Annotated in this window: 13 protein-coding genes; 7 read left to right on the top strand and 6 right to left on the bottom strand. The window is 61.9% G+C overall.

Annotation, left to right across the window (positions count from 1 at the left end):
- Positions 1–34: 34 nt before the first annotated feature.
- The 4 genes from EN885_RS25485 to hmgA are packed head-to-tail and all read right to left on the bottom strand — an operon-like array spanning position 35 to position 3,549.
- Positions 35–328: a hypothetical protein gene (locus EN885_RS25485; RefSeq protein ID WP_127204350.1), complete on the bottom strand. Its 294-nt coding sequence runs from the start codon at positions 326–328 to the stop codon at positions 35–37.
- A gap of 4 nt (positions 329–332) precedes the next feature.
- A complete protein-coding gene (locus EN885_RS25490; RefSeq protein ID WP_128243901.1) occupies positions 333–1,346 on the bottom strand; it encodes a fumarylacetoacetate hydrolase family protein in 1,014 nt (337 codons plus the stop codon).
- Complete coding sequence (locus tag EN885_RS25495) at positions 1,343–2,239, bottom strand: MBL fold metallo-hydrolase (protein WP_128243900.1); 897 nt, start codon at positions 2,237–2,239, stop codon at positions 1,343–1,345. The genes EN885_RS25490 and EN885_RS25495 overlap by 4 nt, the downstream gene beginning before the upstream one ends.
- Positions 2,236–3,549 (bottom strand): homogentisate 1,2-dioxygenase, encoded by a 1,314-nt coding sequence (hmgA, locus tag EN885_RS25500; RefSeq protein ID WP_095485683.1) that lies wholly within the window; start codon positions 3,547–3,549, stop codon positions 2,236–2,238. The genes EN885_RS25495 and hmgA overlap by 4 nt, the downstream gene beginning before the upstream one ends.
- A gap of 145 nt (positions 3,550–3,694) precedes the next feature.
- On the opposite strand from hmgA, the gene EN885_RS25505 reads away from it, so the two are divergent.
- Complete coding sequence (locus EN885_RS25505; protein WP_128243899.1) at positions 3,695–4,162, top strand: MarR family transcriptional regulator; 468 nt, start codon at positions 3,695–3,697, stop codon at positions 4,160–4,162.
- Positions 4,163–4,166: 4 nt separating this feature from the next.
- Here the strand turns inward: EN885_RS25505 and tdh are convergent, their stop codons facing one another.
- Positions 4,167–5,201 (bottom strand): L-threonine 3-dehydrogenase, encoded by a 1,035-nt coding sequence (gene tdh, locus EN885_RS25510; RefSeq protein WP_128335231.1) that lies wholly within the window; start codon positions 5,199–5,201, stop codon positions 4,167–4,169.
- Between the two features lie 52 nt (positions 5,202–5,253).
- Positions 5,254–6,441, bottom strand: coding sequence for a glycine C-acetyltransferase (locus tag EN885_RS25515; protein ID WP_128244371.1), 1,188 nt, complete (start codon positions 6,439–6,441; stop codon positions 5,254–5,256).
- A 277-nt stretch (positions 6,442–6,718) separates the two neighbouring features.
- Between EN885_RS25515 and EN885_RS25520 the strand changes: the two genes are divergently transcribed.
- The 6 genes from EN885_RS25520 (at position 6,719) to EN885_RS25545 (ending at position 13,817) form a co-directional block, all read left to right on the top strand.
- Entirely contained in the window at positions 6,719–8,791 is a 2,073-nt protein-coding gene (locus EN885_RS25520) for an EAL domain-containing protein (protein ID WP_095485678.1), read from the top strand.
- Between the two features lie 184 nt (positions 8,792–8,975).
- Entirely contained in the window at positions 8,976–9,599 is a 624-nt protein-coding gene (locus tag EN885_RS25525; RefSeq protein WP_245493145.1) for a polysaccharide deacetylase family protein, read from the top strand.
- A gap of 152 nt (positions 9,600–9,751) precedes the next feature.
- Complete coding sequence (locus EN885_RS25530) at positions 9,752–10,747, top strand: TRAP transporter substrate-binding protein (RefSeq protein WP_128244369.1); 996 nt, start codon at positions 9,752–9,754, stop codon at positions 10,745–10,747.
- Between the two features lie 72 nt (positions 10,748–10,819).
- Positions 10,820–11,275 carry a TRAP transporter small permease subunit gene (locus EN885_RS25535; RefSeq protein ID WP_245493142.1) on the top strand — a complete coding sequence of 152 codons (456 nt, stop codon included), beginning with the start codon at positions 10,820–10,822 and terminating at the stop codon, positions 11,273–11,275.
- Positions 11,276–11,282: 7 nt separating this feature from the next.
- Positions 11,283–12,569 (top strand): TRAP transporter large permease, encoded by a 1,287-nt coding sequence (locus EN885_RS25540; protein ID WP_128335232.1) that lies wholly within the window; start codon positions 11,283–11,285, stop codon positions 12,567–12,569.
- Positions 12,570–12,590: 21 nt separating this feature from the next.
- Positions 12,591–13,817 carry an aminotransferase class III-fold pyridoxal phosphate-dependent enzyme gene (locus tag EN885_RS25545; protein ID WP_128243494.1) on the top strand — a complete coding sequence of 409 codons (1,227 nt, stop codon included), beginning with the start codon at positions 12,591–12,593 and terminating at the stop codon, positions 13,815–13,817.
- The last annotated feature ends 3 nt before the right edge of the window (positions 13,818–13,820 follow it).

The raw sequence follows: 13,820 nt of genomic DNA on the forward strand, positions 1-13,820 counted from the left end.
TGGGTCCCCCCGCGTTTGGAACGATTAAGCTAGATCACTCCACTGACTGGACCAAGGACACGCCCGCCCACAGAAGCGCAAATCCGGCGAGAACGATCAGCAGAAGCCGGTTCATGCGCCGCCGCATGGCTTGCGTTTCCTGATCCCGCGCGACGTTCATGTTGGTGACGGTGTGGAACATCATCGCGTTGCGCGGAAAGCCGCTGCGGTTGGTCAGGTCGGGGGAGCGCGCCTCGATGCGATAGCTCAGCCGGATCGCGTGGATGAAGATCGCCAGCATGACCAGGGCCCAGACACCGCACAGCATATAGAAAGACGTGCCTGTCATTGTCCTAGCTCTCGTATTTCTCGACCTTCTGCTCGATCGCGCCGAAGATCGAATGGCCGGCCTTGTCCTTCATCTCGATGCGCACAGTGTCGCCAAAGCGAAGGAATGGCGTTTTCGGCGCGCCAGCCTCGATGGTCTCGATCATACGCAACTCGGCAATGCAGGAATAGCCGGCGCCCCTTGCCGAGACAGGTTTGCCCGGGCCGCTGTCGAGCTTGTTGGAGACGGTGCCAGAACCGATGATCGTGCCGGCGGCCAGCGGCCGGGTTTTCGCGGCATGTGCAATCAGCGCCGGAAAATCGAAGGTCATGTCCACACCGGCGTTCGCCCGGCCAAACGGCTTGCCGTTGAGATCGACCAGCAGCGGCAGGCTGACCTTGCCGCCATCCCAGGCCTCGCCCAGTTCGTCCGGCGTCACCGCGACGGGCGAAAAAGCCGAGGACGGTTTCGACTGGAAGAAGCCGAAGCCCTTGGCAAGCTCTGGCGCGGTAAGGGAGCGCAGCGTGACGTCATTGACCAGCATGACCAGCCGGATCGCCGCCCGCGTCTCATCCAGGCTTGCCCCCATCGGAACATCATCGACGACGACGGCGACCTCCCCTTCCATGTCGACGCCAAAAGCCTCGTCGGTCGCCCGGATCGGATCACGCGGCGCGATGAAACTGTCGGAACCACCCTGATAGATCAGCGGATCGGTCCAGAAGCTTGCTGGCATCTCGGCGCCACGCGCCTTCCGCACCAACTCGACATGATTCACATAGGCCGAGCCATCCGCCCATTGATAGGCGCGCGGCAACGGCGACTGGGCGTCATGCTCGTGAAAGCGCGCTGACGGCACCGCATTGTTCTCCAGCGATTCCGCCATGGCGGCCAGATGCGGCGCGATCCGGCTCCAGTCGTCGAGTGCCGCCTGCAGCGTCGGCACCAGAAACGAGGCATCGGTGAACCGCGTCAGGTCGCGCGAGACGACGACCAACTTTCCGTCACGCGATCCGTCCTTCAATGTGGCAAGCTTCATGCGGTTTCCTCTCCTGGTACAGTTTTCTCGCTGCTTAAGCCCACAACAAGGCCGTCACGGGCAATCGTCAAGTCGCCAGCCCATGTTTTCCTGACAGCGGCGACCCAATCGGCTTCGCCGATCTCGGGGTCGTCAGCCGGAATGAGGTGATTGAGCACAAGCCTCTTCACTCCGGCATCGCTGGCGATGCGTCCAGCCTCCTCGGCGAAGCTGTGGCTCGCAAGCAGATGTTCTCTCAGCCGTGCGCCGTTGCCGGTCCGAGCAACCAACCGCTCGATGCCTTCTTCCAGCATGGCTTCGTGGACGAGGATGGCGGCGCCTCTGGCGAAATCGGCCAATGGCGGAAAGAATGCCGTATCGGCGGAGAACACCACGCTTTGTCCGGCATGCTCGAAGCGCAATGCAAAGCAGTCGGTCACCGGCGGATGGTCGACGCGCAGCGCTGAAACCTTCAGGCCGCGCTCCTCCATCACCCGGCCTTCGCCGAATTCGACGATCGAAACGATGTCTGCGATATTGGGCCGGCCTTCGTCGACGATGCGGATCTCGATGTCGAATTCCATCGCCTGGCAAAAGCGCTGCCAGTAGTGGCCGGTGCCGGGCGGGCCGAACACAGTGACCGGTGTCGCCAGACCCGCCGTCCAAGCGGTGTGGATCAGCGGACCGAGTTCCAGCACATGGTCGGAATGCAGATGCGTGATGAAGATCAGGTCCAGCGTCTTCAAGCTGGAGCCGGCGTCGGCCAGCCCACACGTCACGCCAAGCCCGCAATCGACGACGATGGTGCGGCCGCCGATCTCCAGCAGCGATGAACTCGGCCACGGCCCGCCCGGCCGGAGCGCCGGGCCGCCTTTCGAGCCCAGCAGCACCAGCCGCGTTGGATCAGCGCTCAAGACCAGTCGCCCTCGGGCGTGCCGTTGAAGCGCTTCTTCAGATCGGCCCAGCAGTCGATGTAGTTGTCCTGCCGGGTTTCAACCTCGGCGGCGTAGCGGGTCAGCATCTGCGGGAATCGCGTCTCGAACATGAAGGCCATGGTGTTGTCGAGCTTGACCGGTTTCAGCTCGGCGCGCGAGGCCTTTTCGAAGCCAGATGCGTCAGGCCCGTGGGCCAGCATCAGATTGTGCAGGCTGATGCCGCCGGGAACGAACCCCTCCTCCTTGGCGTCGTACTGGCCGTGGATCAGGCCCATGAACTCGCTCATGATGTTGCGGTGATACCAGGGCGGGCGGAACGTGTTTTCGGCCACCAACCAGCGCGGCGGGAAGATGACGAAGTCGATGTTGGCGGTGCCCTCCTCGCCACTCGGCGCGGTCAGCACCGTGAAGATCGACGGATCGGGATGGTCGAACAGGATCGCGCCGACCGGCGAAAACGTTGCAAGATCATATTTATAGGGCGAATAATTGCCGTGCCACGCCACCACATCCAGCGGCGAATGATCGAGTTCGGTGACATGAAACTGTCCGCACCATTTCACGATCAGCCGGCAGGGCGTTTCCTTCTCCTCGAACCAGGCGCAAGGCGTCTTGAAATCGCGCGGATTGGCCAGGCAATTGGCGCCGATCGGGCCACGATCCGGCAGCGTCAGCTTGGCGCCGTAATTCTCGCAGACATAGCCGCGCACTGTTTCATCGACCAGCTCGACCTTGAACACGAGGCCGCGCGGCAGCACCGCGATCTCGCCCGGTCGCAATTCTATGACGCCCATCTCGGTAACGAGGCGTAGGCTGCCGATCTGCGGCACGACCAGCAACTCACCATCGGCGTTGAAGAAATGATCGTCGACCATCGAACGGTTGGCGACATAGACATGGGCGGCCATGCCGGTCTGGCCGAGCACGTCGCCGGCGGTGGTGATGCTGCGCATGCCGGCGATGAAGTCGGTCGGCTCCTTCGGCATCGGCACCGGATTCCAGCGATATTGACCAAGCGCCAGCTCGTGATCGCCGAGATTGGGCGCGCTCTTCCACAGCGGATAACTCGCCGGCTTGAAGCGGCCGGTGTGCCTGACGCTCGGCCTGATGCGATAGAGCCAGGAGCGCTCGTTGGTGCCGCGCGGCGCGGTGAAGGGCGAGCCGGAAAGCTGCTCGGCGTAGAGGCCGTAGGCCGGTCGCTGCGGCGAATTCCGCCCTTGCGGCAGCGAACCTGGCAGGGTTTCGGTTTCGAAGTCGTTGCCGAACCCCGGCATGTAGGAAAAGGCCATGGTTTCCTCCCGAATCCACAGTGCCAGAGCGGCCTCTGCGCGTCCACGAGGACGCGCGGCCGCTCTGGATTGACCAAACTGGTTTCATTTGTAACCATTGAAAATGTAACCATCAACTGACTTAAGAGATGCGGCGACTGCGAAAATGACAACCAAGCGCGAGATCTCTAACGAACCGGAAATCCTCGAACTTGAAAGCTTCCTGCCCTACCGGCTCTATCGCCTTGCCGACGCCGTCAGCCGCGAATTCTCCAGGATTTACAAAGATCGCCACGGCTTGACGCGGCCCGAATGGCGCACGCTGGCCGGGCTCGGACAGCACGGGACCATGACCGCGACAGCGCTCGGTGAGCAGTCGGCCATGCACAAGACCAAGGTTTCGCGCGCCGTCGCCGAGCTTGAACGGCGGCGGTGGCTGACTCGCACACCTGATGAAAAAGACCGCCGGATCGAGCATCTGATGCTGACCAAGGCCGGCCATGCCGCCTATCGCGAAATGGTGCCGCTGGCGAAGGCATTCGAACGGGAATTGCTGGCAAAACTAGGCGCTGGCGAGCGCACCGCGATCACCAACGGACTGGTTGCGCTTAAGAAGGCTCTGGGCAAGGATTAGGTGCTCACCAGTCCATCACCACCTTGCCCGAATTGCCGCTGCGCATCGCATCGAACCCGGTCTGGAAGTCGTCGATGCCGATGCGGTGGGTGATCAACCCGCTGACGTCGAGCGGACCCTGCACCAGCGCAATCATCTTGTACCAGGTCTCGAACATCTCGCGGCCATAGATGCCCTTGAGATGCAGCATCTTGAAGATAACCTTGTTCCAGTCGATCTCGAAGCCGGTCGGCGCGATGCCGAGGATGGCGATTTTGCCGCCATTGTTCATGGTGTCGATCATGTCGCGGAAGGCGGGTGCGGCGCCCGACATTTCAAGGCCGACGTCAAAACCTTCGGTCATGCCGAGTGCCGGCATGATGTCGCGCAGCTTTTCCTTCGACGCGTCGACCACATGCTGGACGCCGAGCTTTTTCGCCAGCGCCAGCCGCACCGGGTTGATGTCGGTGATGACCACTTTTCGCGCGCCGACGCACTGCGCCACCAGCGCACCCATGATGCCGATCGGCCCGGCGCCGGTGACCAGCACGTCCTCGCCGACGAGATCGAAGGACAATGCCGTGTGCACGGCATTGCCCAGAGGATCGAAGATCGCGGCGATCTCATCGGGCACGTCGTCGGGGATCGGCACGACATTGTGCTGAGGGATTGCCAGATACTCGCCGAAGGCGCCCGGCCGGTTGACACCGACGCCGAGTGTGTTGCGGCACAGATGCCCCCTGCCCGCCCGGCAGTTGCGGCAATGGCCGCAGACGATGTGGCCTTCACCCGAAACGCGCTGGCCGACCTTGTACTCGGTCACCGCCGCGCCGAAGTCGGCGACCGTGCCGACGAATTCGTGACCGGTCACCATCGGCACCGGCACGGTCTTTTGCGCCCACTGGTCCCAATTGTAGATGTGGACGTCGGTGCCGCAGATCGCAGTCTTCTTGATTTTGATCAGAACGTCGTTCGGGCCGATTTCCGGCACCGGCACCTCTTCCATCCAGATGCCCGGCTCGGCCTTGGCCTTGACCAGCGCCTTCATCATGTTCGACATTCTTTTGTCCCTTGAATCTCTTGATCCGGAATCGCTTTTCAGTTCCGGCCGTTCAGGAAATCACACCGAGTTCGCGCCCGACCGCGCCGAACGCCTCGACCGCGCGGTCGATGTCGGCGCTGGAATGGGCGGCCGACATTTGCGTGCGGATGCGCGCCTGGCCCTTCGGCACCACCGGAAACGAGAAGCCGATGACATAGATGCCGCGCTTCAGCATGCGCGCCGCCATTTCTTGCGCCAGTGTCGCATCGCCCAGCATGACGGGGATGATTGGATGGTCGGCGCCGGCCAGCGTGAAGCCGAGATTACCCATTTCAGACCGGAAGCGTGCCGCATTGGCATAGAGGCGCTGACGCAGCGCGTCGCCATTGCCGATCAGTTCGAAAACCCGGATCGAGGCGCCTGCGATCGCCGGCATCAGCGTGTTGGAAAACAGATAGGGACGCGAGCGCTGGCGCAGCCAGTCGACCACTTGGCTCTTGCCCGATGTGTAGCCGCCAGATGCGCCGCCCAATGCCTTGCCGAGCGTGCCGGTGATGATGTCCACCCTGCCCTCGACGCCGCAATGCTCGGCCGAGCCGCGGCCGTTCTTGCCGACGAAACCGACTGCATGGCTGTCGTCGACCATCACCATCGCGTCGTATTTCTCGGCGAGATCGCAAACGCCCTTTAGATTGGCGATGATGCCGTCCATGGAAAATACACCGTCGGTGGCGATCAGCCGAAAACGGCAATCCATTGCCTCCTTCAGCCGCGATTCCAGATCGGCCATGTCGTTGTTGGCGTAGCGGAAGCGCTTCGCCTTTGACAGCCGCACGCCGTCGATGATCGAGGCGTGGTTCAGCGCGTCGGAGATGACCGCATCCTCCTCGCCGAGCAGCGTCTCGAACAAGCCGCCATTGGCATCGAAGCAGGAGCCGTAGAGGATCGTGTCTTCCATGCCGAGGAAGCCAGAAATCGTCGCCTCGAGCTGCTTGTGCTCTTCCTGCGTGCCGCAGATGAAACGCACCGACGCCATGCCATAACCATAGCGGTCGAGTGCCTGCTTGGCCGCATCGCGCAATTCGGCACTATCGGCGAGGCCGAGATAGTTGTTGGCGCAGAAATTCAGCACCTTCTCGCCGCCCACCTCGATCTCGGCCGACTGCGTCGAGGTGATCACCCGCTCGGATTTGTAGAGGCCGGCAGATTTCAGCCCTTGAAGCTCGCTATCGATATGGGAGAGGAATGCCGCGCTCATGACCAGGCCCTGTTGAGATTGAATGGACTGTCGCCCCACGCGGGCGAAAAATCCACCGCAAAAGCGACCGTTTCGGTGACGCGACGGCCAGTGGCCAGAATGCCGCCAACGGCGGATGCTCAAATGCGTGTGCGGCGCGAAAGAACGCGATAACCATTTCGCGAGCTTTCCACCGCTACCGCTATCGCCGCTCTGTCGACTTCCAAAGCTGTTAACATTTTCAAGCCAATGGTTCTCGCACCCAAAAATCTGTCGGCGAGAGGGACCGCCCCAGAAAATGTCGCAGCAACCGGCGCAAACCATTTCGGGCAGGCTCGTCCTGTTGATCAAGGCCGGCTATTGGCTGGCGCTGCTGATCATTGCCGCCATGGTGATGGCCTCCTTCATCCTTCTCCAGCAAATGATGGCTGCCCAACGGCACAACGACACGCTGCTCGACATTGTCGGCATGCAAAAGACGCTGTCGCAACGCATTGTCTTCCTTGCCAACGCGGCAGGTGCTGCTTCGCGTGACCAACAACCGGCTCTGGTCACCGCGTTCAAACAGGCAACGGCGGAGTTCGAGAGGAACTACGACCTTCTGCTCGAGCGGGTCGTCGCCGACCCGGCGTCACCGGCAAGGTTCGATCCAAAATCAGTCGAAAGCGTACTTTTCACCAAGCCGTTTCATCTCGATTACTTCTCGGTCGGGCTCATCGCCAACGGCGAACGACTGGTTTCGGCGTTTGAATCACAATTCGGCATGGCCGACAATGGCGGCTACAAAGGCGGCGGCGAACGCGTCAACCTCGACGCCTCCATCGCCAATGCGACCCTGTCGGGCTATGCGGCACTCGGCCAGCGCATCAGCGCCCATGCCGACGCACGATCGGAAACACTTCTCGATCTCCATCGAACGCTGTTCTACACCACCATCGGCGTCATCGTGCTGGTAGCACTTTTCATCTTCAGGCCGATGTCGAACACCATTCTGCGCAAGACGCACGAACTGATCGATGCCCGCAATTCGATGGCCTTCATCGCCGTGCATGACGGCCTTACCGGCCTGCACAACCGCACCTTCCTGACCGACCATTTCGAAGCGCTGATCAAGGGTGCGCAACGTCGGCGAGAACGGCTTGCGGCGGTCCAGCTCGACCTCGACCGATTCAAGCAGATCAACGATACTCTCGGCCACGCTGCCGGCGACTATGTGCTGGTGGTGACGGCGCAGCGGATGCGCGATTCCTGCCGGGCGTCGGATCTCTGCGTGCGTCTCGGCGGCGACGAGTTCGTGATGATCCTCAATGGTGCCGGCGGCACCGAGGATATCAACATGGTCGCCAGGCGCGTGCTGACGCAGATCAACGAGCCGATCGTTTTTCGGGGCACTACCATCCTTCCGGGCGCCAGCGCCGGCGTAGCCGTCTATCCGGTCGACGCCGACAATGCGCAGGATCTGCTCGTCCATGCCGACCTCGCGCTCCACGCCGCCAAGAAGCAAAGCGGCGGCAGTCTCTCATTCTTCTCCGAGGAGTTGCGGCATGAACTCGATTACCGCAAGCAGCTCGAGCGCGACATCAGGATCGCAATCTCGGAGGAGGCATTCCAGGTCTACTTCCAGCCGCAGGTTTCGTTGTCGAACGGCACGATCGGCGGCATCGAAGCGCTGGTTCGCTGGAAACATGCCGAGCGCGGTATGATCGCACCGGGCGAGTTCATTCCCGTCGCTGAGAAATGCGGCCTCATGTCCGCGGTCGGCCGCATCGTTATCGCCAAGGCAATCAGCGAGGCGGCCGAGTGGGACCGCGCCGGTGTTGCCTTCGGACGGCTCGCCGTCAACGTGTCCGGCTCCGAACTGCGTGAGCCCGATTTCGACGCGTTTCTCTTCGATACGCTTGAAAAGGCCGGTCTGCCGCCACAAAAACTGTCGCTGGAAATCGTCGAATCCGTCATCCTCGACGACGAGAAGACCGGCATCGCGGCAAAGCTTCGGCATATTCGCGCCGCGGGCGTCCATCTCGAGCTCGACGATTTCGGCACCGGCTACGCGTCGCTCAGCCACGTCAACCCGAACGAGATCGACCGACTGAAGATCGATCGCCGCTTCGTCCAGAACATCAATGAGAACGGCGACAACACCAAGATCGTGAGAGCCATCACCGAACTCGCCCGTGGCCTCGGCATCTCGATTGTCGCCGAGGGCGCCGAAACCGAAGCCGAGCTCGACTCGCTGATGGCGATCGGCTGCGACCAGGTGCAGGGCTATTCCATCGCCTTCCCGATGCCGCAGGACAAGGCACGCGAATGGCTGGTCGCGCGGGCACCGAAGAAAGCCAGGCTGACGGTGCTACGGGGAAGCCTGGCGTAAGGCGCCAACCTTGACAAGCCTCCTCAGAAATGGCCGCTTGTCGTGATCGGAAACGGATATTCCGGATGCTGGTGCCGCTTCGCTTTGCCGTGCTGATCGTGCTGTTTTTTGCTCTCCCGCAGGCGCCGCCGATCGCACCATCTATCTCACCTTCGATGATGGCCCGCTGACCGGCACCAACAACATTCTCGATGTGCTCGAGGCCGAGCAGGTTCCGGCGACGCTCTTTATGGTTGGCATGCATGCGCAGGCGAGCGCGCTCAACATGGCGCTGGTGCAGCGCGCCAAGAGGATGCCGCTAGTGACGATCGGCAACCACAGCTACAGCCACGCATACAACCACTACCGGCACTTCTATGGGGACACCGAAGGGGTCGTCGCCGACATGCTGCAGGCCAACGCGGCGCTGGGGCTGAAACCGTCGGTCCATGCACGGCTGCCGGGACGCGACGTGTTCAGGCTGCTCTCGATGTCGAAGAACGACACTTCACTCGGACTGGCCGAAGAGGGCCGTGAGGATCCCGACTATGAGTTCGTCGCCGCGTCTGGCTTCTATCTCTACGGCTGGGATCATGAATGGGTTCACGAAAACAGCGGCAAGCCGGTGCAGACCATCGACCATCTGGTCAGCGAGATCGATCATTTGTTCGGCTACGGCCGCTTCGTCAAGCCCGGCAAGCTGATCCTGCTGATGCATGACGAGATGTTCCAGAACGTGTTCGACGGCAAGGCGAACCTGACGGCCCTGATCAAAGCGCTGAAGCTGCGCCGCTACACCTTCGGCGCGATCTCCGATTATGACGGCTGAGCTTCGGTCGGAACAACCACCCGAGGATTTTCATAACATCACAATCCGTGATGTTTGTATAACTTCTTCGAATATGGATGATCGCTGCATTGATTGACTCCCAGACTTGAGGGCGCGCTAACTACGGCGGCTAATCAACGTGGTGGGGTCCAATGTCCATTTTCATCGCCGACAAACGTCGCATTCTTCGCGTGTCCTTGCTGTGTCTGGCAGCGGTACTCCCCCTTCAGACCGTTCACGCCGAAACCGTCCTGCGGCTGGCGCATGCCTCCAGTTCCAGCAGCCTCATCAACGAGGCGGTGACAAAATTCGCCGCCGAGGTGAAAGAGAAATCCAAGGGCGATCTGACCGTCCAGATCTTTCCAGACGGGCAATTGGGTGACGAGGGTCCAATTGCGGACGGTGTCGGCGCCGGCTCGATCGATATTGGGCTAGGCGGAGTCGTAGACCAGATCGACCCCAAGCTGAACGTCGTCACGCTGCCGTTCCTGTTTGCCGACGCGAAGGCCGCGCATACGTTTCTTGACGGCCCGGTCGGCAAGTCGGTGTTCGACACGGGCGGCGATCGCGGCTACCGGATGCTTGGCGCGCTGGATTCGGGCTTCCGCCAGTTTGCCAACAGCGCGCGTCCGATCAAGGCCCCCGAGGACATTTCCGGCCTGAAGCTGCGCACGCCGCCGAACCCGGTTATTCTGGCGACGATAAAACAGCTCGGTGCATTGCCGCAGTCGATCCCGTTCGGCGAGGTCTATACCTCGCTCCAGGCCAAGGTCGTTGATGGCGTCGAGCCGGAAATCCGCGATTTCTTCGACCAGAAATGGTACGAAAGCGCGAAATACCTCTCCGTCTCAAACTACATCTGGACACCCAATTACTGGTACATGAACAAGGACCGGTATGACGGGCTGACCGATGCTGAACGCGCGGTTGTCGATGCCGCGGTAGCCGAAACGACAGTCTGGTATCGCAGCAGGCTCGACGAAGTCTATGCCGACGTGCGCGGCAAGCTCACGCAGGCCGGTGTCGAGATCAACGAAGTGGACGGCGCGCCGTTCAGGGCGCTGGTCGATCCGGTCTACCAGCAATTCGGCGCCGAGTGGGGCGCGGACTTCGTCGCCAATGTCCGCAAGGCGGCTGCCGGGCAGTAGACACTTTTAACGGAGCGCCCGTCCTATGGTGCTCCGCAAGTTTCGTCGACGAGCCATTCGCACAGGACAAACATGATGGAACGCACCGGGCGTTTTCTGGCGCTGGCCTTGTCGGTGGTCGGCGTAGGCGTGATCAGCTTGCTGATCGTCGCGACGGGGCTTGGGGCGATCGGCCGCTATTTGCATCTCAACGGGGTTACCTGGTCGTTCGAACTCGTCGGCATGCTGTTTCTGTGGACGACGGCGATCGGCGCGGTACTCGCCGAGATCGCCGGCGAGAACGTCTCCATCGACGGCAACAGCATCACCAGCAGCCGGGGCGCGTTCTTCCGCGTTTACCACAATTTGATCCTGCTGATCGTCGCGGCCGCCATGGTCTGGAGCGGTTCCGCCATGCTCGGACGCACCGGTTTCGTGCCGACACCGGTGATGCGCGCTCCGTCCTGGACCGTTCATTCGACCATAGTGTTCATGGGACTGTGCCTCGGCGCCGTCGCCATTACCCGCATCGTGCGAATATTCCGGTGATCCGCGCATGACCTTGCTCGTCTTGTTCGGCATCTTCGCGGTCACGCTCTACACCGGCGTGCCGGTAGCCTGGGCCATCGCGATCTCGACGCTTGCGGTGATCTTCTTCGGCCTGGTTCCGCTGCCGCCGTCCTGGTTCGCGCAACAGGTCTACGGAGGAGCCGACTCGATTTCGCTGGCTGCGATCCCCCTGTTCCTTGTGGCCGGCGGCATCATGAACGAGGGCGGATTGACGCGGCGTATCATCGACCTCGCGGACGACCTGCTCGGTTGGGTCCGCGGCGGGCTTGGGGTCGTCAATGTCGCGACATGCATGGTCTATGGCGGGATCACCGGCTCGGCCACCGCCGATACCGGCGCCGTGGGTTCGATCATGATCCCGGCCATGGTGGAGCGCGGCTACCCGCCCGCATTCGCCGCGGCGGTCACGGCAGCGGCCGGCACGCTTGGGATCATCATTCCGCCGAGCGTCGTCATGATCATGTATGGCGTCCTGACCAACACCTCGATCGGCGGGCTATTTGCCGCCGGCATCATTCCCGGGCTGATGCTGGCCATCACTTTCATGCTGACTGCATGGTGGGTGGGCGTCAGGGAGGGGTTTCCGAAGTCGGATACGCGGCCAACCATAAGAAGCTTTTCGAAGCACCTGCTGCGGGCCCTGCCCGCGATGCTGATGCCTATCGTCGTGCTCGGCTCGATGCTGACCGGCTATGCAACGACGACGGAAGCGGCGTTTGTCGCCGTCGTCTGGGCGCTGCTGGTCGGCGGGCTTCTCTACCGCGAACTCACCTGGGCGGCCGCCTGGAAAGTCGGCATCGAAGCCGTGCGCATGACCGGCGCAATCATGATCATCATGGCGGTATCGACGCCGTTCTCATGGATCTTGACGGTCGAGCAGATCCCGCAATGGAGCGCTGACCTGCTCTCCGCGTCAGGCGCCGGCCCGACAGTGACCATCCTGCTGATCCTGCTGCTGCTGACCTTCGTTGGCACCTGGGCCGACCTTGGCCCGTCGCTGATCATTCTCGCGCCGATCGTGCATCCGATCGGCATCGATGCAGGTCTTGCACCCTATCAGCTCGGGCTGATCTTCACTGTCGCGTTGGGTATCGGCCTGTTCACGCCGCCGGTGGGAACGAACATCTTCGTGGTCTGCAACATCGCCAAGGTCGGTGTGAACGCGGTCACCTGGCGCCTGATCCCATTCTTCATCACCAGCAACATCTGCCTGTTGCTCATCGCATTCGTGCCCGGAACCACGGAGTGGCTACCGCGGCTCCTGGGCTTCTAAGCTATCGAAGCGAGTACTGACATGAACCATCTCGTTGGAGGCATATCCAGTGCCGGCCGCGCCTTGCCTGTCATCGACGGGACGAAATTTCTGACTTCGCGGTCCCGTGGCCCTCATGTCTGGGATCAGGCAGGACGCCGCTATATCGACACGGCCCTTGGCTTTGGCGCAACCGTCCTCGGCCACGCCCATCCGGTCGTCGTCAATGCCGTCACAAGGGCGCTTCTGGACGGCCCGATGCCGGCATTCGCCCATGCAGGCGAGGAAGAGGCGGCGGCAGTTCTGACGGCCGCCACCGGTTCGCTTTCGCGCGCGATCTTCACAAACACCGGAAGCGAAGCCGTCCATCTTGCCTGCCGGCTCGCCCGGGCTGCGACGGGACGCAGCCGGATCGCCAAGATGGCGGCCGGATTCGACGGCTGGTATGACGATGTCGCCTTCGGCAATGCTGGTTCGCCCGAGGCCGAAATGCGTGCAAACGAACGCCCTTGGCAAAGAGACACCACGCTGCTGCGCTTCAACGATTTCGACGACGTCGAAAGCCTGTTCGCGGAGTCCGGCGATATCGCCGCCATCCTGATGGAACCGATGCTCGCCAATGCCGGCTGCATCCTGCCGGAGCCGGGATATCTTAGGCATGTCGAGACGATCGCCCACCGCAACGGCGCGATGGTCATTCTCGACGAGGTGCTGATGGGTTTTCGGACCCACTTCGGGCTTGCCGGACAGGCCATGTCGATCGAAGCCGACATCGCCACGGTCGGCAAGGCGATCGGCAGCGGCATTGCAGTGGCCGCCGTGGTCGGAAAGCCTGAAATCATGGCGCTCAGCGAGAATGGTCAGGTTGCACGCGCGGGTACCTACAGCGGAAATCCAGTCGCAACCGCGGCCGTGACCGCGACGCTTGGCTTGCTTGCCAAGCAGGACTATCCCGCATTCGTCGCGCGAGGCGACAGTCTTCGGTTTGGTATCGACCAGGCCTTTGCCGATGCCGGAACGGCGGTCGCCACCAGCGGATATGGCAGCGTCTTCACGGTGTGGTTCAGCGACGCGGCACCGAAAAGCTACCGGGATGCCGCGGTGAAAGCCGACGAACAACGCTCCTTCGATCTGCATGCGGCGCTTCGCCGTGCAGGATTGCTCACAATGCCGTCACCCTTCGGGCGGATGTACCTGTCGACCGCACATGATCAGGAAACTATCGAGGAGATGGTCGGCATGTTTCGCGTGGCTGCCGCGGCGCTTTGACAA

Origin of the sequence: Mesorhizobium sp. M6A.T.Cr.TU.014.01.1.1 (assembly GCF_004022765.1) — a bacterium.
Lineage (GTDB): Bacteria > Pseudomonadota > Alphaproteobacteria > Rhizobiales > Rhizobiaceae > Mesorhizobium > Mesorhizobium mediterraneum.